This window comes from Flavobacterium lipolyticum, from assembly GCF_020905335.1.
Classification (GTDB): Bacteria; Bacteroidota; Bacteroidia; order Flavobacteriales; family Flavobacteriaceae; genus Flavobacterium; species Flavobacterium lipolyticum.
Genome location: NZ_JAJJMN010000001.1, coordinates 2,184,405 through 2,207,180, shown reverse-complemented (window position 1 = coordinate 2,207,180; position 22,776 = coordinate 2,184,405). Strand labels below are relative to the sequence as shown.

Sequence of the window (22,776 nt, the reverse complement as noted above, 5' to 3'; positions counted from 1 at the left end):
TGACATAGATTCTGTTTTCCTAAAAAAGACGTTTCACTTCATTTAAACACACATATCTTACTATGTGAAAGAAATATATTTCTTTTTTAATCCTCTTTTTTACACCTAAAATCTATATTTCTATGTGTCAAGTCATTTTTTTTGTTAATTACACCCAACGGTTTACAAATATAATATAATGCCAGTTCAGGAAGCAATTTGAATGTAATTATTCGCTTTTCGATCCAAAAAAAATGCCTTTTCTAAACTTTTTTCAATGAATCGTTAACAGAATCTAAAAAATAAATCTATTTTCCTTCTATCTTTTATACCTTTGTGTGTAATGAAAAGAAAACAACTCATATTAAGTGTTTCTTTGGTTCTGATGATATTGTTCTCAATATTCTTTCAGTCCATACACAGTTATGAGCATATTGTAAAGCAACTTTCAGAAAAACAATGCCACCACGATTACAATGATCCAAGTGGCGAAATAACGCACCAGCACCATAATTATGACTTATGTTATGTTTGTCATTTTGCTTTTGGCAGTTATATTGTTCCGGAAGAAATTGCGCTTCAGTTTCACGATTTCGATAACGAAATTCCATACTTCTTTACTCTTTCAGAAAGATTATTTTCGTTTTCAGAGAGTGCCTATTTACTAAGGGGGCCTCCGCTAGCTATAGTTGCCTAAATTTCGAAACACACGAAATACATTTAAACTCTTTTTAATCTAATTCTAAAAAATTGGTGAATTTCCCCATCCTGAAACTTTCAGGTTCGGCAGGTTGCATCGTTGATTTTAGTTTCAGATTGGAAGACAAATTCAATTAACTATAGCATCATTTTCAAATGAAAAAACTAATATTGGCCCTTATTTTAGGGTTTACGGGCATTCTTTCTGCTCAAAATTCGGTATCGGGAACTGTTATCGACCTTCAAAACAAACCCTTAGCCGGCGTATCTGTTTATGCAGCTGAACTACACAAAGGAACAACAACAGATGAAAACGGAAAATACGAATTTAAGAATCTTCCAAACGGAAGTTTCCGAATTTCCTTCACTATTATAGGTTACACTACGCAAAGCAAGACCATTTCTAAACTATTAAAAGAAAACACTTTAGACATTACACTTACGGAATCTGTTTTTGAAATGGATGAAGTAGTGGTTTCAACTCCTTTCAACAAATTGCAATCGCAAAACGTAATGAAAGTAGAACATGAAAGCATTAAAACCTTACAGCAAAAAGGAACTTCAACTTTAATCGAAGGTCTGGCAACTATTCCGGGGGTTTCTCAAATTTCTACCGGAACTTCTATTGGAAAACCGGTTATTAGAGGTTTAAGCGGAAATCGTGTTTTAGTATACTCACAAGGAGTTCGTATCGAAAATCAACAATTTGGAGACGAACATGGTCTGGGACTTAACGATGCCGGAATAGAAAGTGTCGAAGTAATCAAAGGGCCGGCTTCTTTATTATACGGATCTGATGCTTTAGGCGGTGTTTTGTATTTTAATCCTGAAAAATTTGCCGATGCGAATACCTTCAAAGCTAATTTTAGTCAAAAATATTTCACCAATACACAGGGAAGTAATTCTTCTATTGGCTTAAAAACTTCAACAGACAACTGGAAATTCTTAGCCAGAGGAAGCTTTAATACTCATTCTGATTACAAAATTGCCGACGGTGATCGTGTAACTAATACCCGCTATAATGAAACCGATTTTAAAACCGGAGTTGGATATAGCAACTCTAGTTTCTCAAGTGTTTTGCGTTACAATTACAACAAGCTCGACATTGGTATTCCCGAAGAAGGAATCGCAGAGCAGTCATCAAGCAAAAATACGATGTTCCCAAGACAAGGAATCTTCAACCATTTATTGAGTTTGAACAATGTGATCTTTTTTCAAAACTCTAAACTGGATGTTGATTTAGGCTACATTGCGAATGACAGAAGTGAATTTGAAGACAGTAATGTTGCTGCACTTCATATGAAACTGAATACTTTTAATTACAATGCCAAATATCATTTTCCAAAATTCGGTAAAATTGAAACGATTGTTGGGGTTCAGGGAATGCATCAGACTAATAAAAATTCCGGGGAAGAATATTTAATTCCGGATGCAACCACAAATGACTTTGGTGCTTTTGGAACTGCAAATTACGAATGGAACAATAATGTTTTACAAGCCGGATTACGTTTTGACAATCGAAAAGTAACTTCTGAAGCCCACGGTACCGAAGGTGAAGAAGGTTATTTTCTGCCTTTAGACCGTTCCTTTGACAGTTTTAATGCTTCTTTGGGATATAAAACCAAACTTGCAGAACCTTTAACACTGAGACTGAATGTAGCAACAGGTTTCAGAGCGCCAAACTTAGCCGAGCTTACTTCAAACGGGGTTCACGAAGGAACAAACCGTTATGAAGTTGGAAATGCTACTTTAAAAAACGAGCAAAACGTTCAAACCGATTTAAACTTAGAATATAAAAACACCCATTTTGAGTTTTTCATCAACGGATTTTACAATCATGTAAACAACTACATTTATACTTCACCAACAGGCGAAGTACGTGATAACAACGATGTTTTTGCTTATATTCAGAATGACGCCAAATTATACGGAGGTGAAGCAGGTTTACACTTTCACCCTCATCCGCTGGACTGGCTGCATTTTGAAACCAGTTTTGAAACGGTAACCGGTAAAAAACAAAACAATGATTACCTGCCTTTAATTCCTGCTAATAACTGGAATAATACTTTACGAACTGAATTCAAAATCAAAAATTGGTTTGAAGAAGGCTATGCTTCTCTAAATGTTTCTTCTACTTTTAGCCAAAATAATGTAAGCGGTTTTGAAACTGCTTCAAAAGGATATACTTTAGTGAATTTAGGTTTTGGTGGAACAGTAAAACTAGGCAAACATGCTTTTGATGTTAACCTAAACGGAAACAATTTATTGGATAAAAAATATATTGCTCACCTGTCAAGATTAAAAACGGACGGTATACCAAACATAGGACGAAATATTGTCCTTGGAGTTAACTTCAACTTATAATTTTTAGTTTAACCGCAAAGTGCGCAAAGCTTTTTATACATAGCAAAGTTTATCAAAACGCAAAGTTCGCAAAGCTTTGTGAACTTTGCGTTTTCTAATGACTCCAATTAGAAAAAATCTTTGTGTGCTTTGCGGTTAAATACTTACTCATCTCACAAAAAACTTTATTTTTGCTATAACTGTTAAACACAAATTATGAAAAAAACATTTCTTCTAATGGCAATCACAACTGCAGGAATTTCGTTCGGGCAAGGCAAAATTCAGTATCCCCAAACTAAAAAAGACGAAACGGTTGATGTGTATTTTGACACTAAAGTAAACGACCCGTATCGTTGGCTTGAAGACGATAAATCGGCCGAAACAGGAGCTTGGGTAAAGGCTCAAAATGAAGTAACTTATGGTTATTTAGATAAAATTCCATTCCGCGATGAACTTAAAAAGCGTATGGAAAAATTATGGAACTATGAAAAAATCAGTGCTCCATTTGTAGAAGGAAAATTTACTTACTATTCTAAAAACAACGGACTTCAGAATCAATCTGTAGTTTATAGAAAAGGAAAAGACGGTAAAGAAGAAGTTTTCTTAGATCCGAACACTTTTTCTAAAGACGGTACCACTTCTCTTGGAGGATTAAACTTCTCGAAAGATGGATCAAAAGCGGCTTATGCTATTTCTGAAGGAGGAAGCGACTGGAGAAAAGTAATCATTATTGATGCTATTACGAAAAAAGTTCTGGAAGACACTTTGGTTGACGTAAAATTCAGCGGAGTTTCATGGCATGGCAACAACGGTTTTTATTACTCTAGTTACGACAAACCAAAAGGAAGCGAATTATCAGCAAAAACTGATCAGCATAAATTGTATTTCCACAAACTGGGAACTTCTCAAAAAGAAGACAAAGTGATTTACGGAGCCGATCAAAAACGCAGATATATTGGCGGATATGTTACAGAAGACGACAAATATCTGGTAATTTCTGCAGCCAATTCTACTTACGGAAATGAGTTGTTTATCAAAGATTTAACGAAACCTAATAGTCCTATTGTAACGATTGTAGACAATTTCAACAGCAGCAATCAGATTATCGAGAATGAAGGAACTAAATTATTTATTGAAACTGACCTAAATGCACCAAACACTCGTGTTGTAACCGTTGATATAAGCAATCCGAAACCTGAAAACTGGAAAGATTTCATTAAAGAAACTAAGGACATTTTATCTCCTTCGACTGGTGGAGGATTCTTCTTTGCTAATTACACCAAAGACGCGGTTTCATTTGTACAACAATACGATTACAGTGGAAAATTAATCCGTGAAATCAAACTTCCTGCAGTAGGTAGTGCCGGTGGATTTGGAGCCAAAAAGGAGGATAAAACATTATACTACAGCTTTACCAATTACACGACTCCCGGAACGATCTATTCATTTGAACCAAAATCAGGTAAATCTGAAATCTATCAAAAACCAAAAGTTGATTTTAAAAGCGAGGATTACGAATCAAAACAAGTGTTCTATACTTCAAAAGACGGAACAAAAATTCCGATGATCATCACTTATAAAAAAGGATTAAAATTAGACGGTAAAAACCCAACCATTCTTTATGGATACGGCGGATTCAACGTTAGCTTAACTCCTAGTTTCAGTATTGCAAATGCCGTTTGGTTAGAAAACGGAGGCGTTTATGCTGTTGCCAATTTAAGAGGTGGTGGTGAATACGGTAAAAAATGGCATGATGCCGGAACTAAATTGCAAAAACAAAATGTATTTGACGATTTTATTGCGGCTGGCGAATATTTAATTGCACAAAAATATACTTCTTCAGACTTCCTTGCTATTCGCGGAGGTTCTAACGGAGGTTTATTAGTGGGAGCGACCATGACACAGCGTCCTGATTTAATGAAAGTTGCTTTACCAGCTGTTGGTGTAATGGACATGTTACGTTACCATACTTTTACTGCCGGTGCAGGTTGGGCTTACGATTACGGAACCGCACAGGATAACAAAGAAATGTTTGAATACCTAAAAGGTTACTCACCAGTACAAAACGTAAAAAAAGACGTTAAGTACCCTGCAACTATGGTAACTACAGGTGATCACGATGACCGTGTAGTTCCTGCACACAGTTTTAAATTTGCTGCTGAGCTGCAAGAGAAACAAACAGGAGAAAATCCGGTATTAATCCGTATTGACGTAAAAGCAGGTCACGGTGCAGGAAAATCTGTTGCCGCAACCATTCAGGAGAATGTAGATGTTCAAGCGTTTACACTTTACAATATGGGCTTTAAAGCTTTACCAAAAAAGTAATACTTTAAGCTAAATTTTTTAGCCACGAATTCACGAATTATTTTGTGAGTTCGTGGCTTTATTTTTATTTCACGCAGATATTGCAGATTTAGGCAGATCCAAACCAATTGAATTTAAAAAAATCTGTGAGTGTCTGCTCAAATCCTTTTAAATCTGCGTGAAAAATAATTCATAACAACTATTCTAACCACAAAGAATTAGTAATAATTAGTGTAATTCAGGGCAAACTTTCTAAATTTGAAAAACTAAAATCTAAAACATGAAAATTGTAAAATGGGGAATTATAGGTTGCGGAAATGTAACGGAAGTTAAAAGCGGTCCTGCTTTTCAGAAAGCTTCAAATTCAGCTTTAGTTGCTGTTATGCGCAGAGACGCAGCTCTTGCCGAAGATTACGCCAAACGTCATAATGTTCCGAAATGGTACTCCAACGCCATCGATTTAATTAATGATCCTGAAGTTGATGCCGTTTATATTGCTACACCTCCATCTTCCCATAAAGAATATACTATTTTATGTGCCAAGGCCGGGAAACCTGTCTACGTAGAGAAACCAATGGCTTTAAATTTTGAAGAATGCAACGAAATGATCAGCGTTTGTAAAGAACACAATGTGCCTTTATTTGTTGCTTATTACAGAAGAAGCCTTCCAAGATTCCTGAAAATAAAAGAACTTATAGAACAAGGTAAAATAGGAACTGTCAGACATGTAAATTGTGTTTTATACCATCCGTTTGAGAAGCGCTACGACGACGAAATCAATTTACCTTGGACGGTTTTACCACACATTTCCGGTGGCGGAATATTTGTCGATTTGGCTTGTCATACCTTAGATTTTCTTGATTTTGTATTTGGTCCGATTAAATCAGTCCGCGGGCATGCGAGTTCACAGCTCAAAGCCTATCCGGCAGAAGATTCGGTTTCGATGTCATTTTTATTCGAAAATGGAATCCACGGAACCGGCTTATGGAATTTTACCAGTTTTGAACGTTACGACAATACTGATATTGTAGGCGACAAAGGAAAGATTTCGTTCTCTACTTTCGGTAATGACCCAATTCATATTCAGTATGCAAATGGTGAAAAAGAAAGTATTACGATCGAAAATCCGCTTCACATTCAATTGCCACTTGTTGAAACTGTTGTTGCTGAAATTTTAGGCAAAGACGGTTTCTCACCATCAAAAGGAACCTCTGCTGCCAGAACAACCTGGGTTATTGATGAAGTGTTGAAAGAATTTAGAAACTCTAGATAAAGAGCGAGCCCATTTTGTTTCACGCAGATCCTGCAGATTTTGCAGATTTTTTTCTGCGATCATTAGTCTTGACCTCAATATTGTCATTTCAATTTCTATGATAAAAATCGAAATGACAGGGGACAAAAAAAGAGGATATTCGCAATGAATATCCTCTTTTTCTAAAAACTAAAACTATATAAAATTATAAGCTGTATTTAAGACCTAAAGTCAGTCCTAAACCTGAAATTCCAACATAAGAACTTAATTCGTTCATTGGTTTAGTAGAATCGTACCCTGATGGATTATACTCCTTATTATTAGAGTTTCCGTCTAAACGATCTACATATTTAGTATGAGTTGCAGAATATGAAGCAGCTCTGAAAGCAGTTGTTTCATTTAATTTATCTACACCATTTTCAGTATATATTGTAGTTTCTTTAGTCTTTCCGTGTACTGTAAAGTTACGGTATTCCAATTCTGCGAAAGCAGAAATATGTTTCCCTAATTTATAAGAGGTACCTAAAGATGCCATAAATCCGATTGTTGGATTTGGCTTAACTACATCTTTTGAGAAAGCATTTGTTGAAGCAACTTGATTAGCTCCTACAAACGTCGTATACTGTCTATCCGTTTTAATATCCAATGTACCATGAACAGGAACAATAACTCCTACTTTAGTGTATGGTTCAAAACCATGAGCTTCTCCTAAAAACATCACAATTGCTGGTGCTAAATCAAAAGCTTTAATTTCTCCATTCGCTGTAAAACTTACATAAGTAGCTGCCGGACTAGTAGCTGGATTATATGAAATAAGTCTGTTAGTCGTTTGTGACATGGTTTTTTCATTACTTACATAATAGTTAGCTGACATCTCAACTCCTAAACGTGCTGAAAATCTATAACCAGCAGTAATTCCACTTCTGAAACCTTGTCCAAAAGACCCAGTAACACTTTCTCTAGATGCTAATTTATTATTTGCTAAAGTACCTGCATAAACATCTCTGTTTGGCAATTGACCTCCAACAACAGGAAATTCTGTAGAAGCAGTTTGGTTGAAATAAGATGCACCCAATTTAAAATACCAGCTTTCCGGTTTATCTGCTTTTTCTGTTTGCGCCATTGTGGCCATAGAGCAAACTAATAACCCTAATAAAAATAGGTTCTTTTTCATAATTTTGATTTAATTAATTTTTACAAACATAGATTATTTTAACATAATCTTCTGGTTTGTATTGTTAGACTTGGAACGAAATCGTTGTAATTTTGAGCAATATTACTAAAAAACTATTATGCATGCATAATTTTAACTTAAAAAAAATGCATTCTTTTAAATTTTAACTGTTAAAATCTAATTTAACTTAAAATTCACCTGCATTTTTTCCAATTCTATCAATAGCTCTGTTGAGATTTTTATTTTTAACCTGCGGCTTGGCATGGTTAATTTGTTTACAACCTTAATTTCCTCAACTTCATTTACTTCCTGAATCTTTGTTTCTTCCATTCCATCATCTTCCCTGTCATTCTCTTCTTCAAAAGTAGTTTCCTCAAAATCTTTTGGCGTTTCGACCTCAACCAATCTCTTTACTTTTTCTAATTCCATGATCTCAAAAGTCACTGAATTGTCTCCTTTATTCTCGCTAAACAAATGGCTTAACCTATGAATAAAATCTGTCTGAAGGTCTTTTATGTTTAACAGTAAAATGAGCTTTTTGGCAAAAGCTTCTAAAATGTCCTGCAATTGTCTTATTTCAACAAATTGCATTCTTGGATCCGATTTCTTACCGGTATCATGATTTACCCAACCGTCTTTTATTAGTATTTTGATGAAAGCAAAATTATTCTGAATTAAGAAATGGCGGAATTTTAAATACTCTTCCCCAAAAATCTTGAACTCGTAACTTTCGTCATACCCCTCTAAGTTAAAAACTGCCCAGCCTTTTCCATTTTTAGCCACACGATGCTGAACATTGTTTATGATTCCCGCAAAATTCAGATTTTTACCCACGAACTCGTTCATACTTTTCAAGGATTCCAATTTGTTATTGCAGAAGTATTTCATCTCAAATCTGAAATCGTCCAAAGGATGTCCTGAAATATAAATCCCAACTACTTCTTTTTCCTTCGCCAGTTTCTCCATGGTACTCCAGTCTTCACAAGGAGGCACAACAGGCTCTGCAATCTGCACTTCACTTGCTTCTCCAAACAAACTCACCTGTGAGGAGTTTTCGTTTTCCTGAAACTTCGATCCGTAACGCATCGCTTTTTCATAAAATGTAATTCCGTCACCATCATCATGAAAATACTGTGCTCTGGTTGTTCCTTCAAAGGAATCAAAACCACCTGCCAGCGCCAGGTTTTCGATTGCTTTTTTATTGGCGGCACGCAAATCAATACGTTTCGCTAAATCAAAAATCGATTTATATCTTCCGTCTTTTCTGTTTTCTACGATAGTTGCTACGGCTCCTGAACCCACTCCTTTAATCGCTCCCATTCCAAAACGAACTGCATACTCATCGTTTACGGTAAATTTATAATAGGATTCGTTTACATCGGGTCCTAAAACCTGCAAGCCCATTCGTTTACATTCTTCCATAAAAAACGATACTTGTTTGATATCGTTCATATTATTCGAAAGAACCGCTGCCATATATTCTGCGGGATAATGTGCTTTTAAGTAGGCTGTTTGATAAGCAATCCAGGCATAACAGGTCGAGTGCGACTTGTTGAAGGCATAACTCGCAAAGGCTTCCCAGTCTTTCCAGATTTTCTCCAGAACTTTTGCATCATGCCCTTTTTTCGCGGCCTGTTCCACAAATTTAGGCTTCATTTTGTCCAGTACGTCCTTTTGTTTCTTACCCATCGCCTTACGCAAAACGTCGGCTTCACCTTTTGTAAAATCAGCCAACGATTGTGACAAAAGCATTACCTGCTCCTGGTAAACTGTAATTCCGTAGGTTTCTCCCAAATATTCTTCACAGGCATCTAAGTCGTATTTAATTTCCTCTTCCCCGTTTTTTCTTCGAACGAAAGATGGAATGTACTCCAGAGGTCCCGGACGATACAGGGCGTTCATCGCAATTAAATCTCCAAAAACCGTAGGTTTCAGATCTTTCATGTATTTCTGCATTCCGGGTGACTCGTATTGGAAGATTCCAACCGTTTCACCTCTTTGGAAAAGTGCATAAGTCTCGACATCATCAATTGGAAATGTGTCCGGATCCAGATCAATTCCGTTTCTGTATTTTACCAGTTTAACGGTATCTTTTATAAGGGTAAGGGTCTTCAGACCCAGGAAGTCCATCTTTAGTAATCCTGCACTTTCTGCTACCGAGTTATCAAACTGGGTCACGTACAAATCAGAATCTTTTGCGGTGGTAACAGGAACGAAATTCGTAATATCCGATGGCGTAATGATTACACCACAGGCGTGAATTCCGGTATTACGCATCGATCCTTCCAGAATCTTTGCCTGTTGAATGGTTTCACCTGCCAAATCTTGTTCATTGGCAATGGCGATCAATTCCTTTACATTATCATATTCGTCTGAACGAAGTGCTTTTTTAACCTCATCCTCACTTTCAGAAATAAAACGCGCCAAGTTCCACTTTGAAGGCATCATAGCCGGAATCAGCTTTGCAATTCTATCGGCTTCAAACAATGGCAAATCCAGTACACGAGCGGTATCACGTATCGCAGATTTGGTTGCCATTTTACCGTACGTAATAATTTGCGCCACCTGATTCTGACCGTACTTATTAATTACGTACTCCATAACACGTCCACGACCCTCATCATCAAAGTCAATATCAATATCGGGCATCGATACACGGTCAGGATTAAGAAAACGCTCAAAAAGTAAATCGTACTTAATCGGGTCGATATTGGTAATTCCTAAGCAATACGCTACCGCAGAACCGGCAGCAGATCCACGACCGGGACCTACCGAAACGTCCATATTTCTGGCTTCGGCGATAAAATCCTGAACGATCAAAAAGTAACCCGGATATCCGGAGTTCGAAATGGTCAAAAGCTCAAAATCCAAACGCTCCTGAATCGACTCTGTGATTTCGCCGTATCGTTTTTTTGCTCCCACCATGGTAAGATGACGCAAATATTTATTTTCTCCTCTAACTCCTCCATCAGCCTCATCTTCGGCAACAACAAACTCTTCGGGAATATCAAATTTAGGAAGCAATACATCGCGATAAAGCGAATATCCTTCGACCTTGTCTACAATTTCCTGAATGTTAATAATGGCATCGGGTAAATCCGCGAAGAGTTTTTTCATCTCCTCACCTGACTTATAGTAGTATTCCTGATTGGGTAATCCGTAACGATATCCACGGCCGCGACCAATTGGTGTGGCTTGTTTTTCACCGTCTTTTACACACAGCAAAATGTCGTGTGCATTGGCGTCTTCTTTATTTAAATAGTAGGTATTATTGGTCGCAATTAATTTAACATCATGTTTCTTAGAAAATTCAATCAGCGTTTTATTCACACGGTTTTCATCTTCCTGATTGTGACGCATCACTTCCAGATAAAAATCGTCTCCAAATTGTTCTTTCCACCAGATCAAAGCTTCTTCAGCCTGAGTTTCACCAATGTTCAGAATTTTACTTGGAATCTCTCCGTATAAATTTCCGGACAAGACCATAATGTCTTCTTTGTATTTTTCAATAATACCGCGGTCAATCCTCGGAACATAATAAAATCCGTTTGTAAAAGCGATCGAGGACATTTTAGCCAGATTGTGATAACCATTTTTGTTTTTGGCTAATAATACAATCTGGTTTCCATTGTCTTTTTTGCTTTTGTCCAGGTGATTGTCACAAACATTAAATTCGCAACCTACAATTGGCTTTATCTCTGTTTCCGTTGGCTCCTCACCTGCTTCGACCAAAGCTTTATTTTTGGCAGACGCTCCTTTATTATGATTCATAACGGCACTCACAAAGTGAAAAGCCCCCATCATGTTTCCGGTATCGGTCATGGCAACAGCCGGCATTCCGTTTTTGGCGGTAGCGGCAACGATATTTCCAACCCCTATAGTAGATTGCAGTACCGAAAACTGTGTATGATTGTGTAAGTGCGCATATTTTGCGGCTTTAAAATCTTCTCTGTCAGAATGCGAAACGGCAGGTTCTTGTCCAACAGACTCTAAAGCCTTTAATTGCTCTCTGATTTTATCAGACGCTTTTTTAAGGTTAATGTGTTTTAAACCAATTAACGGAAACTCTTGTGGATTTCTACTTTGGAATTCCTTGAAATAATCCTTAGGAACATCCAGCTCTTCTTTGGTAAAAACTTCTCTTCTGATTAACTCCAGGAAACAACGCGTAGTTGCCTCAACGTCGGCAGTTGCGTTGTGCGCTTCTGCGAAAGGTTTATTAAAAAGATATTCGTGTAATTCTGTTAACGTTGGCAATTTGAATCTTCCTCCACGTCCACCCGGAAGTTTTAATAATGAAGCGGTAACTTCTGTACAAGTATCCAAAACCGGCATCGAACTCATAGGAGAATCGACTCCCATTCTATGAAATTCAGCCCCCATAATATTAACGTCAAAACCTAAGTTCTGACCCACAATAAACTTGGTTTTACTTAAAGCAATGTTGAATTTCTCCAAAACCTCGGCCAGCGTGATTCCATCGGCATCAGCCAATTCTGTCGAAATTCCGTGAATACGTTCGGCATCGTACGGAATATTAAATCCATCGGGCTTAACCAGATAATCCTGGTGTTCTATGAGCTGTCCCATCTCGTCATGGAGCTGCCATGCGATCTGAATACAGCGAGGCCAGTTATCAGAATCAGTTATCGGAGCATCCCATCGTTTTGGTAATCCGGTGGTTTCGGTATCGAATATTAAGTACATAGGTATAAAAAGACAAATTTAAAATTGCTCCGCCAGTTCGCTTTCGCTTGTGTCCAAATTTCGAAGATTATCCGATCCTAAATTACTGATTTAGTGATCGATAAAAATTCAAAAAATAAAAATGATGGAAGTTCAAATTTACGTTTTTTTTTTGCTTGAAAAAATAAAGAATCATGAATATCATTCTTAGAAAAAAACGACTCCTTTTCTTATAAAAAAAGATACCTTTGGGCTTTAAAACCTAATAAAAAACGCATTTAATTTTATGAAAAAAATTTTACTTCTTTCATTTATCCTTTTAAATCTTCTTAATTCCTGCAGCAGCGACAATTCCGAAACAGTCAAACCGATTGCTTCCTTTACTCTATCAGCAACAATAGTTAATATTGGGGATGAAATTAAAGTAACCAATACCGCCACAGCAGGTGCAGAAATCGTATCCTATACTTTTAATTTTGGAAACGACATTACCTCTACCGAAAAAGAACCTACCTTTTATTATTCTAAACCCGGACAATATAGTGTTTCATTAGTTGTTAAAGATGCGAATGGACTAAGTACCACCAATACAATTGGAGTTACAGTGAATAATCTTTATTCTTTTCCAACTCAAAATCCAATTACAACCAACAACGACACTGATGTATTCCCTATAGAAATAGGTGTTTACGAGAATAAAATATTCTATACTGAAGGTTACAGAACAATATTAACATCATCTCCCCAATTGTACCGACATGTAGCATACGATGAAACAACCAAAACTTTTACTACAAAAATGGTTGCTCAAAAGATGGCTAATTCAGGACATTCCCACACTACTTTTCTAAACAACGGAAATAAAATTGTGACAATGGTTGAGTCTCTTAATTATATAGGAGGTCGAGAAGTAGAATTAAACTCTAATTGGGAATTCATTAAATTCGGCAACTCAGGTCAAATCACTTATGGCTCAATTCAAAATAATAACCAATATTATTTTTATGGATCTTATGCCGAAAATCCTTCCATCGAAATTAGAAATAATGCAGGTCAGATTATAAGTCGAAAAACTTACGAAAACACCCTTAAAAATGCATTTATCGGGCATTTAATTAAAACAGGAAATACCTACGTTGCTTTTGGAGGTAAATATGCCCCATCAACGACAGATGCGTTTATGAATTACAAACCTTTAATACTATTTCTTAATGAAAATCTCGAGATAACCAATCAAAAAATATACGAGACAGGCAGCTTAAATACTTCCTTAAAAGAATGGAATAACCTAAATGGTTTCTATAAAGTAATAAACCTTACAAATGGAAATTTAGCTCTATACAGCCACAATGAACTGAGAATTACATCACCTCAAGGTGAAGAGCTTAAATTAATTAGATTTAATGGCAGCGGAAACATACAGGGACTTATAGAAGTTGATAATGGTTTTATTGTTTCCAGTGCCCGAAAAATAGAAAAATATGACAACCTAGGAAACCTAACAAAATCTATTTCATCCGAAGGAACAAATCATTCTGATTTTGTCAAAAAAGGAAATGTAATTTATTTTGCAATTGCAAGACCGGACCTGTATCAGAATTACTCTCTTTACAAAGTGAGACTTGGAGCCATAGATTCCAACCTTACTTATCACAAACTATAAACTTCATGAATTAAAAAATAAAAGAGGAAGTCTCAAAACAATGAGATTTCCTCTTTCTTTTTTCTTTATCAGAAAGGCATCCTAAACAACAGAGGTTATCCATATCAATTACTCTTTTTATTCTTTCCCATTCACAAAAACCATCAGTGAAATTGCCAAATACGGAATGTCTTTTAAAATAAAAAAATCGGTTACAGGAAATCCTTCAACCATTTTAAAAACCCCCGGAGTGGTCACCAGAAAACTCAATGTTGTCACAAATATAACCGCTGATGCAAAGCCCGCATAAAAACCAATTCTTCTTAAAAACAAAGAAGCCAGCAAACCAATCCCCGTTAGCACTTCAAAAATCCCAATAAGATTTGAAACCTGCTGAACTGACATTACTTTGTACATCCAGCCCATAGCAAAATGATTTTCGACCAATTCTTTTATCGCTCCGGCTTCCACTGCTGTAAACTTAAAAACTCCCACCCAAAGCAAAATAATCACAGTTCCTAAAACTCCCAGTTTGTACGCAAATTCATTTAAATTCATAACATTATTTTTAAAATTAGAATGTTCAAAATTAGCACTAGCTTTTAAAAGCAAATGTCAGATACCCGTCATTATCTATTAATTTCTCCACGAGCAATCTTCTACTTCTTCATTTAATTTCATTCTAAAAAAGAAAAAAATACGGTTCTTGGATGTCGTATTATTTCCATTAAAAAAACACAAATACATATTCCTCTTCAAGGCGTCAAAGTACGCTTAAAAAGTGTTTTTATCTGAGATCCCAGAAACTTAAAAAGGAATTCAAAATCAACAAAAACTGTCTTTTTTATTGATTTTGTTACATTTTTAAGACCTAAAGTCTATACTTTATAGTAATTTCAAGGCAAATTCGTCAACTGCTAAAATTCGAAGCCACTCTCCGAAAATTAACTTCGGAAAGAAAAACAATACTTATCTGCGATTCTTTTTTCGACCAAAAACAGATTTTTCAAAAGCCAATCGCAATTCGTATTTTTAGTTTGGGTATCGTATATAATGAAATATTGAAATTGATCACTTTTTAGCTTTTTTTAATTTTGCTTTCCTACTATATAGAAGCAGAAATTGCTGTGGTTATAGAAATTACAATTAAAAAAACAAAACAATGAGTAAGACATTATTTGACAAAGTATGGGATTCACATGTAGTGCGTAAAATTGAAGATGGACCAGATGTGTTTTTTATTGACCGCCATTTTATTCACGAAGTTACAAGTCCCGTTGCTTTTTTAGGATTAAAAGCCAGAGGCGTTTCCGTTTTATATCCGGAGCGTACTTTTGCAACTGCAGACCACAATACTCCAACTATTAATCAACACCTGCCAGTACAAGATGCTCTATCAGCCAATCAGCTGAAAGCTCTTGAGGACAATGCCAACGAATACGGAATTTCGCACTGGGGACTGGGACATATTAAAAATGGAATTGTACACGTAGTAGGTCCTGAAAACGGAATTACTTTGCCAGGTGCTACTATTGTTTGTGGTGATTCACACACGTCTACACATGGTGCTTTTGGAGCGATTGCTTTTGGTATCGGAACTTCTGAGGTTGAGATGGTTCTTTCTACGCAATGTATCATGCAGCCAAAACCCAAGAAAATGCGTATCAACGTAAACGGTCAGTTAAGCAAAGGAGTTGGACCAAAAGATGTTGCGCTTTATATTATTGCTCAGTTAACTACTTCGGGCGGAACCGGTTATTTTGTTGAATATGCCGGAGATGTTTTCGAAAATATGACCATGGAAGGCCGTATGACGGTTTGTAACCTAAGTATTGAAATGGGTGCCCGAGGCGGGATGATTGCTCCGGATCAGACTACTTTTGATTTCCTTGAAGGAAGATTATATGCTCCAAAAGGAGAAGCATGGGACAAAGCGGTTGCCTACTGGAAAACCCTAAAAACGGATCCGGATGCTGTTTTTGATGCCGAATTGAACATCAATGCTTCCGATATTGAACCAATGATTACTTATGGTACCAACCCAGGAATGGGAATTGGTATCTCAAAACATATCCCAAATGCAAAAGAAGTTGAAGGCGGTGAGGAAACTTACAAAAAATCTTTGGCTTACATGGGCTTTAAAGAAGACGATGTCATGATTGGAAAACCAATTGACTATGTTTTCTTAGGGAGCTGTACCAATGGGCGTATTGAAGATTTCAGGGCTTTTGCCGAAATTGTTAAAGGAAGAAAAAAAGCTGACAATGTAACGGCATGGCTGGTTCCCGGTTCTCATGTTGTTGAAGCTCAAATTAAAGAAGAAGGAATCTTAGATATTCTTACGGATGCCGGTTTTGTATTACGTCAGCCGGGCTGCTCCGCTTGTTTAGCAATGAACGACGATAAAGTTCCTGCCGGAAAATATGCGGTAAGTACCTCCAACCGAAATTTTGAAGGTCGTCAGGGCCCCGGTTCAAGAACGTTATTAGCAAGTCCGATTATGGCTGCTGCAGCCGCTGTTACCGGAAAACTAACAGACCCAAGAGAGTTATTTTAATTTTAGATTGAAGATTTTAGATTTCAGATTGCTGATCTAAACCTCTTCAGATAAAATTGACTTACAATTATTTAATACAAAACTTTTTAGTTTCTAAGTTTTAAGTTTTCAAAAAAAATCTAAAATCCAGAAATCTAAAATCTAAAATTCCAGAAAATGGCATACGATAAATTTAACATACTTACCAGCAGTGCAGTGCCACTGCCAATTGAAAACGTAGACACCGATCAAATTATTCCGGCTCGTTTTCTTAAAGCAACTAAACGTGAAGGTTTCGGAGACAATCTGTTTAGAGACTGGAGGTACAACGGAGACGATACTCCAAAAACTGATTTCGTTTTAAACGATTCAACTTACAGTGGAAAAATTCTCGTTGGAGGAAAAAACTTCGGTTCAGGATCTTCAAGAGAACATGCTGCCTGGGCGGTTTACGATTACGGTTTCAGAGCGGTAGTTTCAAGCTTCTTTGCTGACATTTTCAAAGGAAACTGTCTGAATATTGGAGTTCTTCCGGTTCAGGTAAGCCCTGAATTTGCCGAAACCATTTTTAAAGCCATCGAAGCTGATCCTAAAACAGAACTGGAAATTAATTTACCCAATCAAACGATTACTTTATTATCGACAGGCCAGCAAGAATCATTTGCTATTAACGGATACAAAAAGAACAACATGATTAATGGCTTTGACGATATTGATTATTTACAAAACATTAAAGAAGACATTGTGGCTTTTGCTGACAAACTTCCTTATTAAAAAATCAGGTTCAGTCCTATGAGACCCGGCAGTTTTTTTTTTAAATCTGTCGGGTCTTATAACTTAAACAAACCCAGACAACACAACAACAATCTATTTGTATAAAGGAATTTGGAAAATCAATATGGAAAAAAGAAAAATTGAAATAATGGATACAACACTCCGTGATGGTGAACAAACCTCGGGAGTATCATTTTCTGCTGCAGAAAAACTAACCATTGCACAATTACTGTTGGAGGAGTTAAATATTGACCGAATCGAAATTGCCTCTGCACGTGTAAGCGAAGGAGAATTTCAGGCCGTAAAAAGCATCACTACCTGGGCAACCGAAAAAGAATACATCAATCGCATTGAAGTTCTTGCTTTTGTAGACGGCGGCGTTTCGATAGAATGGATGAAAAAAGCTGGCGCAAGAGTTCAGAATTTATTGACCAAAGGCTCCCTAAATCATCTCACCCATCAATTAAAAAAAACACCTGAACAGCACTTTTCTGAAATCGCATACATCATCAGTTTAGCCCAGGAAAATGATATTGAAACCAATGTTTATCTGGAAGACTGGAGTAACGGAATGCGAAATTCTCCTGACTATGTTTTTCAATTTCTGGATTTTCTATCCACTCAGCCTGTTAAACGAATTTTACTTCCGGATACTTTAGGTGTATTAATTCCGTCACTGACTTTTGAGTTTATTTCAAAAATCAGAGCCCGATATCCTAAAATTCATTTCGATTTCCACGCTCATAACGACTACGACTTAAGCGTTGCCAATGTTATGGAAGCTATAAAAGCCGGCATCAACGGACTTCATGTGACCGTAAACGGAATGGGAGAACGTGCCGGAAATGCACCACTCGAAAGTACCGTAGCCGTAATAAACGATTACCTGCCTGAAGTGAGCATCAACATTAAGGAAACTTCTTTGTACACCGTGAGTAAACTGGTAGAAACTTTTACAGGCTACAGAATTCCTGCCAACAAACCGATTGTTGGAGATAATGTTTTCACACAAACTGCCGGAATTCATGCCGACGGAGACAATAAAAACAATCTGTATTTTAACGATTTGCTTCCGGAACGCTTTGGAAGAAAACGAAAATATGCTTTAGGAAAAACATCGGGAAAAGCCAATATAGAAAAGAATCTTCAGGAATTAGGCTTAAAATTGAATCAGGAAGATTTGAAATTGGTCACACAAAGAATCATCGAATTGGGAGACAAAAAAGAGACCGTAACCAAAGAAGATCTTCCCTACATTATTTCTGATGTTCTGGACAGCCATACTTATGAAGAAAGAATAAAAATTGAATCCTATATATTAGTTCACTCCAAAGGAATGCGCCCGTCAACGACTTTATGCCTAAAATTCGGCGATGAAGTTATCGAAGAAAATGCGCAGGGTGACGGTCAGTTTGACGCTTTTATGAATGCTTTATCCAAGATTTATAAAAACAAAAAACTAACACTTCCCAAATTAATTGACTATGCCGTAAGAATCCCTCCCGGAAGCAGCTCTGATGCCTTGTGCGAAACTATCATCACCTGGGTCAACAACGGAAAAGAATTCAAAACAAGAGGATTAGATTCTGACCAGACCGTTGCAGCGATTATAGCCACTCAAAAAATGCTTAATATAGTTACCTGATAAAAGGTGCTAAGTTGCTAAGATTCTAAGAAACTGAGAAAAAAACAGAATCCAAGCAACTCAGAACCTGAGAAACAACAACAACAACAACAACAACAACAACAACAACAACAACAACAACGTCAAGTTACTAAATGCGTTAAATTAGAAAAAATCTTAGAACCTTAGCAACTCAGAACCTTAGAACCTTAAATAACAAACATAGAATGAAATTAAACATAGCCCTTTTAGCAGGAGACGGAATTGGTCCTGAGGTAATAAACGAAGCGGTAAAAGTATCTGATGCCATTGCAAAAAAATTCAATCACCAAATAACGTGGACCCCGGCCTTAACCGGAGCATGTGCAATTGACGCCGTTGGAGTTCCTTATCCTGATGAAACTCACGAAATATGCATGAAAGCCGATGCTGTTTTATTTGGCGCAATCGGTCATCCAAAATACGATAATGATCCAAGTGCACCGGTACGTCCGGAACAGGGTTTACTGCTCATGCGTAAAAAATTAGGATTGTTTGCGAATGTACGTCCAACCTTCACTTTTCCATCCTTAATTGATAATTCTCCTTTAAAAAGAGAAAGAATTGAAGGTACTGATCTGGTTTTCTTAAGAGAATTAACCGGAGGGATTTACTTTGGGGAAAAAGGAAGAAAAGATAATGGTGATACAGCATTTGACAATTGTGTTTATACCAGAGCTGAAGTACAACGTCTGGCAAAAAAAGGCTTTGAACTGGCCATGACCCGCAGCAAAAAATTATGCTGTGTTGACAAGGCGAACGTTCTGGAAACTTCTCGTTTATGGAGAGAAACAGTACAGGCAATGGAAAAAGACTATCCGGAAGTTACCGTATCTTACGAGTTTGTAGATGCCGTTGCCATGCGATTGGTTCAATGGCCTAATTCTTATGATGTTCTAATTACAGAGAATTTATTTGGAGATATTTTAACTGATGAAGCTTCTGTAATCTCGGGCTCTATGGGATTAATGCCTTCTGCTTCTGTTGGGGAACACACTTCTCTTTACGAACCAATTCATGGATCTTACCCCCAAGCTACAGGATTGAATATCGCAAATCCGCTGGCTACTATTTTATCAGCCGCCATGATGTTTGAAGATGCTTTCGGATTAAAAGACGAAGCCGAAGCCATTAGAGCAGTTGTAAACCAATCCTTAGAACAGGGAATTGTTACCGAAGATCTGGCTCCAAAAGGCACTAAAGCTTATAAAACCAGTGAAGTTGGAGACTGGCTTGTAGCTAACTTATAGTTTATTTTAGTTTCAAGTTTCAGGTTTCAGGTTGTTGGAACGTGAAACCTGAAACCTGAAACGTGGAACGTGAAACAAGAAAACATGAAACAAGAAAACATGAAACAAAAAAAAGGGATCAACGCAAGTTGATCCCTTTTGTATATTTAGAAAAAAATATTAATATCCTCCTCTGTTACCACCACGGTCATTTCCACCACGGTTGTTTCCGTAACCTCCGCGAGAATCACCTCCACGGTTGTTATTGAAGCTTCTTCTTTCACCTTCAGGTTTTGGTTCAGATTTATTAACAACAATTGAACGACCTTGAACAGTAGCTCCGTTCAATTCATCAATTGCTTTTTGAGCCTCGCTATCGTTTGGCATCTCAACGAAACCAAATCCTTTGCTTCTTCCAGTAAATTTATCAGTAATAATTTTAACTGAATCTACTGCTCCGTAAGCCTCGAAAGACTCTCTTAAATCTGCTTCCTCAATACTGAATGGAAGGCTTCCAACAAAAATGTTCATATGTACTTATTTATAATAATGTAGCAAATGTAACTTTATTTTTCTGTAATCTACTATATATTAGTTTATTTATGTTTTTATTTTGATTTAAAAAAATAGATCTCAATAAAACCAAACTACGACAAATTAAATTTCTAATTCTCAGATGTTGCCGAAATTGGAATTTTGTAAAAAACACCTTCGGTAAAACTAATTTTTGGCTTTTCAGTATCTTTTTTATCCTCGTTCAGAGCGTCAAACTTAAAGGTTCCTGAAATTGTTTTATTCTCGGCATTAAACTCAGTAATCACGATTAGCCCATGCCCCCTATCCGTACCGGTAGAGAAACTGTATGATTGCGACGGCTGCGTATTAATGTAATTTGCAGTCGTGATATTGTCACGTCCAAGAGCATAAGTCTGCACTCCTGTATTCGGAACTTTTAAAACTACTTTCTCAAATCCCAAATCACCTTCAATAACAATACCGCCGCCCACAGAGCTATAAGCATTATAGGTTGTAGCGCGCCAAAACACGTTTTCTTTTAAACTTTGGAAGGCCGGATTATTAAATTTTATATCTTCAGAACAAGCAGAAACAATAAAAAGTAGTAATACTAAAGAAATTATTTTTTTCATATCACAGTAAATTTGAGGCAAAAATAACCTCAATTAAGATAATTATTTAAAAAATGAAGTTAAAATGACATAAATGCCTCAGAAATACACCTGAAATGCATTTAATATGATTTCGAACGTATAATTCATAAAAAAATTATATCTTTGCGCCCTTAATTAACAGGGGTCGAGTACCTCAAAATTTAATCATACGATTATGTCAGTAAAAATTAGATTACAAAGACACGGTAAAAAAGGAAAACCTTTTTACTGGGTTGTAGCTGCAGATGCACGCTCAAAAAGAGATGGTAAATACTTAGAGAAAATCGGTACTTACAATCCAAACACAAACCCGGCAACTATCGACTTAAACCTTGATAGTGCAGTTAAATGGTTACACAATGGTGCACAACCAACTGATACTGCTAGAGCAATTCTTTCTTACAAAGGAGCTTTATTGAAACACCACCTTGATGGAGGTATCCGTAAAGGAGCTTTGACTCAAGAGCAAGCTGACGCTAAATTAGCTGCATGGTTAGAAGCTAAAACTGGAAAAGTTGATGCTAAAAAAGATGGTTTATCAAAAGCACAAGCTGATGTTAAAGCTAAAGCTTTAAAAGCAGAACAAGAAGTTAACGCTAAACGTTTAGCTGCTGCTGCTCAAGCTGAAGCTGACGCAATTGCTGCTGCTACTGCTGCTGAAGCTACAGAAGAAGTTGCTGAAGTTGAAGCTTCAACTGAAGAAACTGCTACTGAAGAGAATAACGAAACAACTGAAGCATAATTTTAGCTAGCGAGAATGCGTAAAGAAGAATGTTTTTATTTAGGTAAAATCGCTAAAAAATTTAGTTTCAAAGGTGAAGTTCTGGCTTATTTAGACACGGACGAACCTGAGTTATACGAAAATCTGGAATCAGTGTTTGTTGAATGCAACAAACACTTGGTTCCTTTTTTTATTGAAACAAGTTCTTTGCACAAAAACGACTTTCTTAGAATTCGTTTTGAAGATGTAAACACAGAAGAAGATGCAGATGCCCTTCTTGGTAATGCGATTTATCTTCCTTTAAGCATGTTGCCAAAACTTTCGGGCAACAAATTTTATTTCCACGAAGTAATCGGTTTTGAAATCGAAGACCAACGTTTAGGTGTTTTTGGAAAAATAGCTGCCGTAAACGATACGACAGCACAACCTCTTTTTGAAGTTTTGAATGGCGAAGTCGAAATGTTAATTCCGATGATCGATCAATTCCTTGTAAAAATAGACCGTGAAAACAAAAAGGTTATCATGAATCTTCCTGAAGGCTTAGTGGAGATGTACCTTTAATTAGATTATTAGACCGCCTTAGATTGTTGGATTTTTAGACTGAC

16 protein-coding genes are annotated in these 22,776 nt (G+C 36.7%); 11 read left to right on the top strand and 5 right to left on the bottom strand.

Going from position 1 to position 22,776, the window contains the following annotated elements:
* The first annotated feature begins 322 nt into the window (after window positions 1-322).
* The 4 genes from LNQ34_RS09760 (at window position 323) to LNQ34_RS09745 (ending at window position 6,598) form a co-directional block, all read left to right on the top strand.
* On the top strand, window positions 323-676 hold the full coding sequence (locus LNQ34_RS09760) for a hypothetical protein (protein WP_229999466.1): 354 nt from the start codon (window positions 323-325) through the stop codon (window positions 674-676).
* Between the two features lie 158 nt (window positions 677-834).
* Window positions 835-3,042: a TonB-dependent receptor gene (locus LNQ34_RS09755; RefSeq protein ID WP_229999464.1), complete on the top strand. Its 2,208-nt coding sequence runs from the start codon at window positions 835-837 to the stop codon at window positions 3,040-3,042.
* A 195-nt stretch (window positions 3,043-3,237) separates the two neighbouring features.
* On the top strand, window positions 3,238-5,346 hold the full coding sequence (locus tag LNQ34_RS09750) for a prolyl oligopeptidase family serine peptidase (RefSeq protein WP_229999462.1): 2,109 nt from the start codon (window positions 3,238-3,240) through the stop codon (window positions 5,344-5,346).
* Between the two features lie 259 nt (window positions 5,347-5,605).
* Window positions 5,606-6,598: a Gfo/Idh/MocA family protein gene (locus LNQ34_RS09745; protein ID WP_229999460.1), complete on the top strand. Its 993-nt coding sequence runs from the start codon at window positions 5,606-5,608 to the stop codon at window positions 6,596-6,598.
* Window positions 6,599-6,782: 184 nt separating this feature from the next.
* Here LNQ34_RS09745 and LNQ34_RS09740 read toward each other — a convergent pair whose 3' ends face one another.
* Window positions 6,783-7,751, bottom strand: coding sequence for an outer membrane beta-barrel protein (locus LNQ34_RS09740; protein ID WP_026109781.1), 969 nt, complete (start codon window positions 7,749-7,751; stop codon window positions 6,783-6,785).
* Between the two features lie 177 nt (window positions 7,752-7,928).
* Entirely contained in the window at window positions 7,929-12,458 is a 4,530-nt protein-coding gene (gene dnaE / locus LNQ34_RS09735) for a DNA polymerase III subunit alpha (RefSeq protein WP_229999458.1), read from the bottom strand.
* A gap of 265 nt (window positions 12,459-12,723) precedes the next feature.
* Between dnaE and LNQ34_RS09730 the strand changes: the two genes are divergently transcribed.
* Entirely contained in the window at window positions 12,724-14,100 is a 1,377-nt protein-coding gene (locus LNQ34_RS09730; protein ID WP_229999457.1) for a PKD domain-containing protein, read from the top strand.
* Between the two features lie 117 nt (window positions 14,101-14,217).
* Here the strand turns inward: LNQ34_RS09730 and LNQ34_RS09725 are convergent, their stop codons facing one another.
* Window positions 14,218-14,637, bottom strand: coding sequence for a DUF417 family protein (locus LNQ34_RS09725; protein ID WP_229999455.1), 420 nt, complete (start codon window positions 14,635-14,637; stop codon window positions 14,218-14,220).
* Window positions 14,638-15,241: 604 nt separating this feature from the next.
* On the opposite strand from LNQ34_RS09725, the gene leuC reads away from it, so the two are divergent.
* The 4 genes from leuC (at window position 15,242) to leuB (ending at window position 20,302) form a co-directional block, all read left to right on the top strand.
* Complete coding sequence (leuC, locus tag LNQ34_RS09720) at window positions 15,242-16,636, top strand: 3-isopropylmalate dehydratase large subunit (protein ID WP_229999454.1); 1,395 nt, start codon at window positions 15,242-15,244, stop codon at window positions 16,634-16,636.
* Window positions 16,637-16,792: 156 nt separating this feature from the next.
* Window positions 16,793-17,389, top strand: coding sequence for a 3-isopropylmalate dehydratase small subunit (gene leuD, locus LNQ34_RS09715; protein ID WP_017494674.1), 597 nt, complete (start codon window positions 16,793-16,795; stop codon window positions 17,387-17,389).
* A 124-nt stretch (window positions 17,390-17,513) separates the two neighbouring features.
* Window positions 17,514-19,034 (top strand): alpha-isopropylmalate synthase regulatory domain-containing protein, encoded by a 1,521-nt coding sequence (locus LNQ34_RS09710; protein WP_202702136.1) that lies wholly within the window; start codon window positions 17,514-17,516, stop codon window positions 19,032-19,034.
* A gap of 206 nt (window positions 19,035-19,240) precedes the next feature.
* Window positions 19,241-20,302: a 3-isopropylmalate dehydrogenase gene (gene leuB / locus LNQ34_RS09705; RefSeq protein WP_202702135.1), complete on the top strand. Its 1,062-nt coding sequence runs from the start codon at window positions 19,241-19,243 to the stop codon at window positions 20,300-20,302.
* 159 nt (window positions 20,303-20,461) lie between these two features.
* Here the strand turns inward: leuB and rbp are convergent, their stop codons facing one another.
* A complete protein-coding gene (rbp, locus tag LNQ34_RS09700) occupies window positions 20,462-20,812 on the bottom strand; it encodes an RNA-binding regulator (RefSeq protein ID WP_202702134.1) in 351 nt (116 codons plus the stop codon).
* 134 nt (window positions 20,813-20,946) lie between these two features.
* Entirely contained in the window at window positions 20,947-21,429 is a 483-nt protein-coding gene (locus LNQ34_RS09695; protein ID WP_229999452.1) for a DUF6252 domain-containing protein, read from the bottom strand.
* Between the two features lie 196 nt (window positions 21,430-21,625).
* Here LNQ34_RS09695 and LNQ34_RS09690 point away from each other — a divergent pair, with 196 nt between their 5' ends.
* Both LNQ34_RS09690 and rimM read left to right on the top strand, forming a co-directional pair.
* Complete coding sequence (locus LNQ34_RS09690; protein WP_202702132.1) at window positions 21,626-22,192, top strand: 30S ribosomal protein S16; 567 nt, start codon at window positions 21,626-21,628, stop codon at window positions 22,190-22,192.
* A gap of 15 nt (window positions 22,193-22,207) precedes the next feature.
* Window positions 22,208-22,732: a ribosome maturation factor RimM gene (gene rimM / locus LNQ34_RS09685; protein ID WP_202702131.1), complete on the top strand. Its 525-nt coding sequence runs from the start codon at window positions 22,208-22,210 to the stop codon at window positions 22,730-22,732.
* Window positions 22,733-22,776: the final 44 nt, after the last annotated feature.

Bases quoted from the DNA above. Each gene is read 5' to 3' on its own strand.
- LNQ34_RS09760 (WP_229999466.1), top strand. From the start codon at position 323: ATGAAAAGAAAACAACTCATATTAAGTGTTTCTTTGGTTCTGATGATA.
- LNQ34_RS09755 (WP_229999464.1), top strand. From the start codon at position 835: ATGAAAAAACTAATATTGGCCCTTATTTTAGGGTTTACGGGCATTCTT.
- LNQ34_RS09750 (WP_229999462.1), top strand. From the start codon at position 3,238: ATGAAAAAAACATTTCTTCTAATGGCAATCACAACTGCAGGAATTTCG.
- LNQ34_RS09745 (WP_229999460.1), top strand. From the start codon at position 5,606: ATGAAAATTGTAAAATGGGGAATTATAGGTTGCGGAAATGTAACGGAA.
- LNQ34_RS09740 (WP_026109781.1), bottom strand. From the start codon at position 7,751: ATGAAAAAGAACCTATTTTTATTAGGGTTATTAGTTTGCTCTATGGCC.
- dnaE (WP_229999458.1), bottom strand. From the start codon at position 12,458: ATGTACTTAATATTCGATACCGAAACCACCGGATTACCAAAACGATGG.
- LNQ34_RS09730 (WP_229999457.1), top strand. From the start codon at position 12,724: ATGAAAAAAATTTTACTTCTTTCATTTATCCTTTTAAATCTTCTTAAT.
- LNQ34_RS09725 (WP_229999455.1), bottom strand. From the start codon at position 14,637: ATGAATTTAAATGAATTTGCGTACAAACTGGGAGTTTTAGGAACTGTG.
- leuC (WP_229999454.1), top strand. From the start codon at position 15,242: ATGAGTAAGACATTATTTGACAAAGTATGGGATTCACATGTAGTGCGT.
- leuD (WP_017494674.1), top strand. From the start codon at position 16,793: ATGGCATACGATAAATTTAACATACTTACCAGCAGTGCAGTGCCACTG.
- LNQ34_RS09710 (WP_202702136.1), top strand. From the start codon at position 17,514: ATGGAAAAAAGAAAAATTGAAATAATGGATACAACACTCCGTGATGGT.
- leuB (WP_202702135.1), top strand. From the start codon at position 19,241: ATGAAATTAAACATAGCCCTTTTAGCAGGAGACGGAATTGGTCCTGAG.
- rbp (WP_202702134.1), bottom strand. From the start codon at position 20,812: ATGAACATTTTTGTTGGAAGCCTTCCATTCAGTATTGAGGAAGCAGAT.
- LNQ34_RS09695 (WP_229999452.1), bottom strand. From the start codon at position 21,429: ATGAAAAAAATAATTTCTTTAGTATTACTACTTTTTATTGTTTCTGCT.
- LNQ34_RS09690 (WP_202702132.1), top strand. From the start codon at position 21,626: ATGTCAGTAAAAATTAGATTACAAAGACACGGTAAAAAAGGAAAACCT.
- rimM (WP_202702131.1), top strand. From the start codon at position 22,208: ATGCGTAAAGAAGAATGTTTTTATTTAGGTAAAATCGCTAAAAAATTT.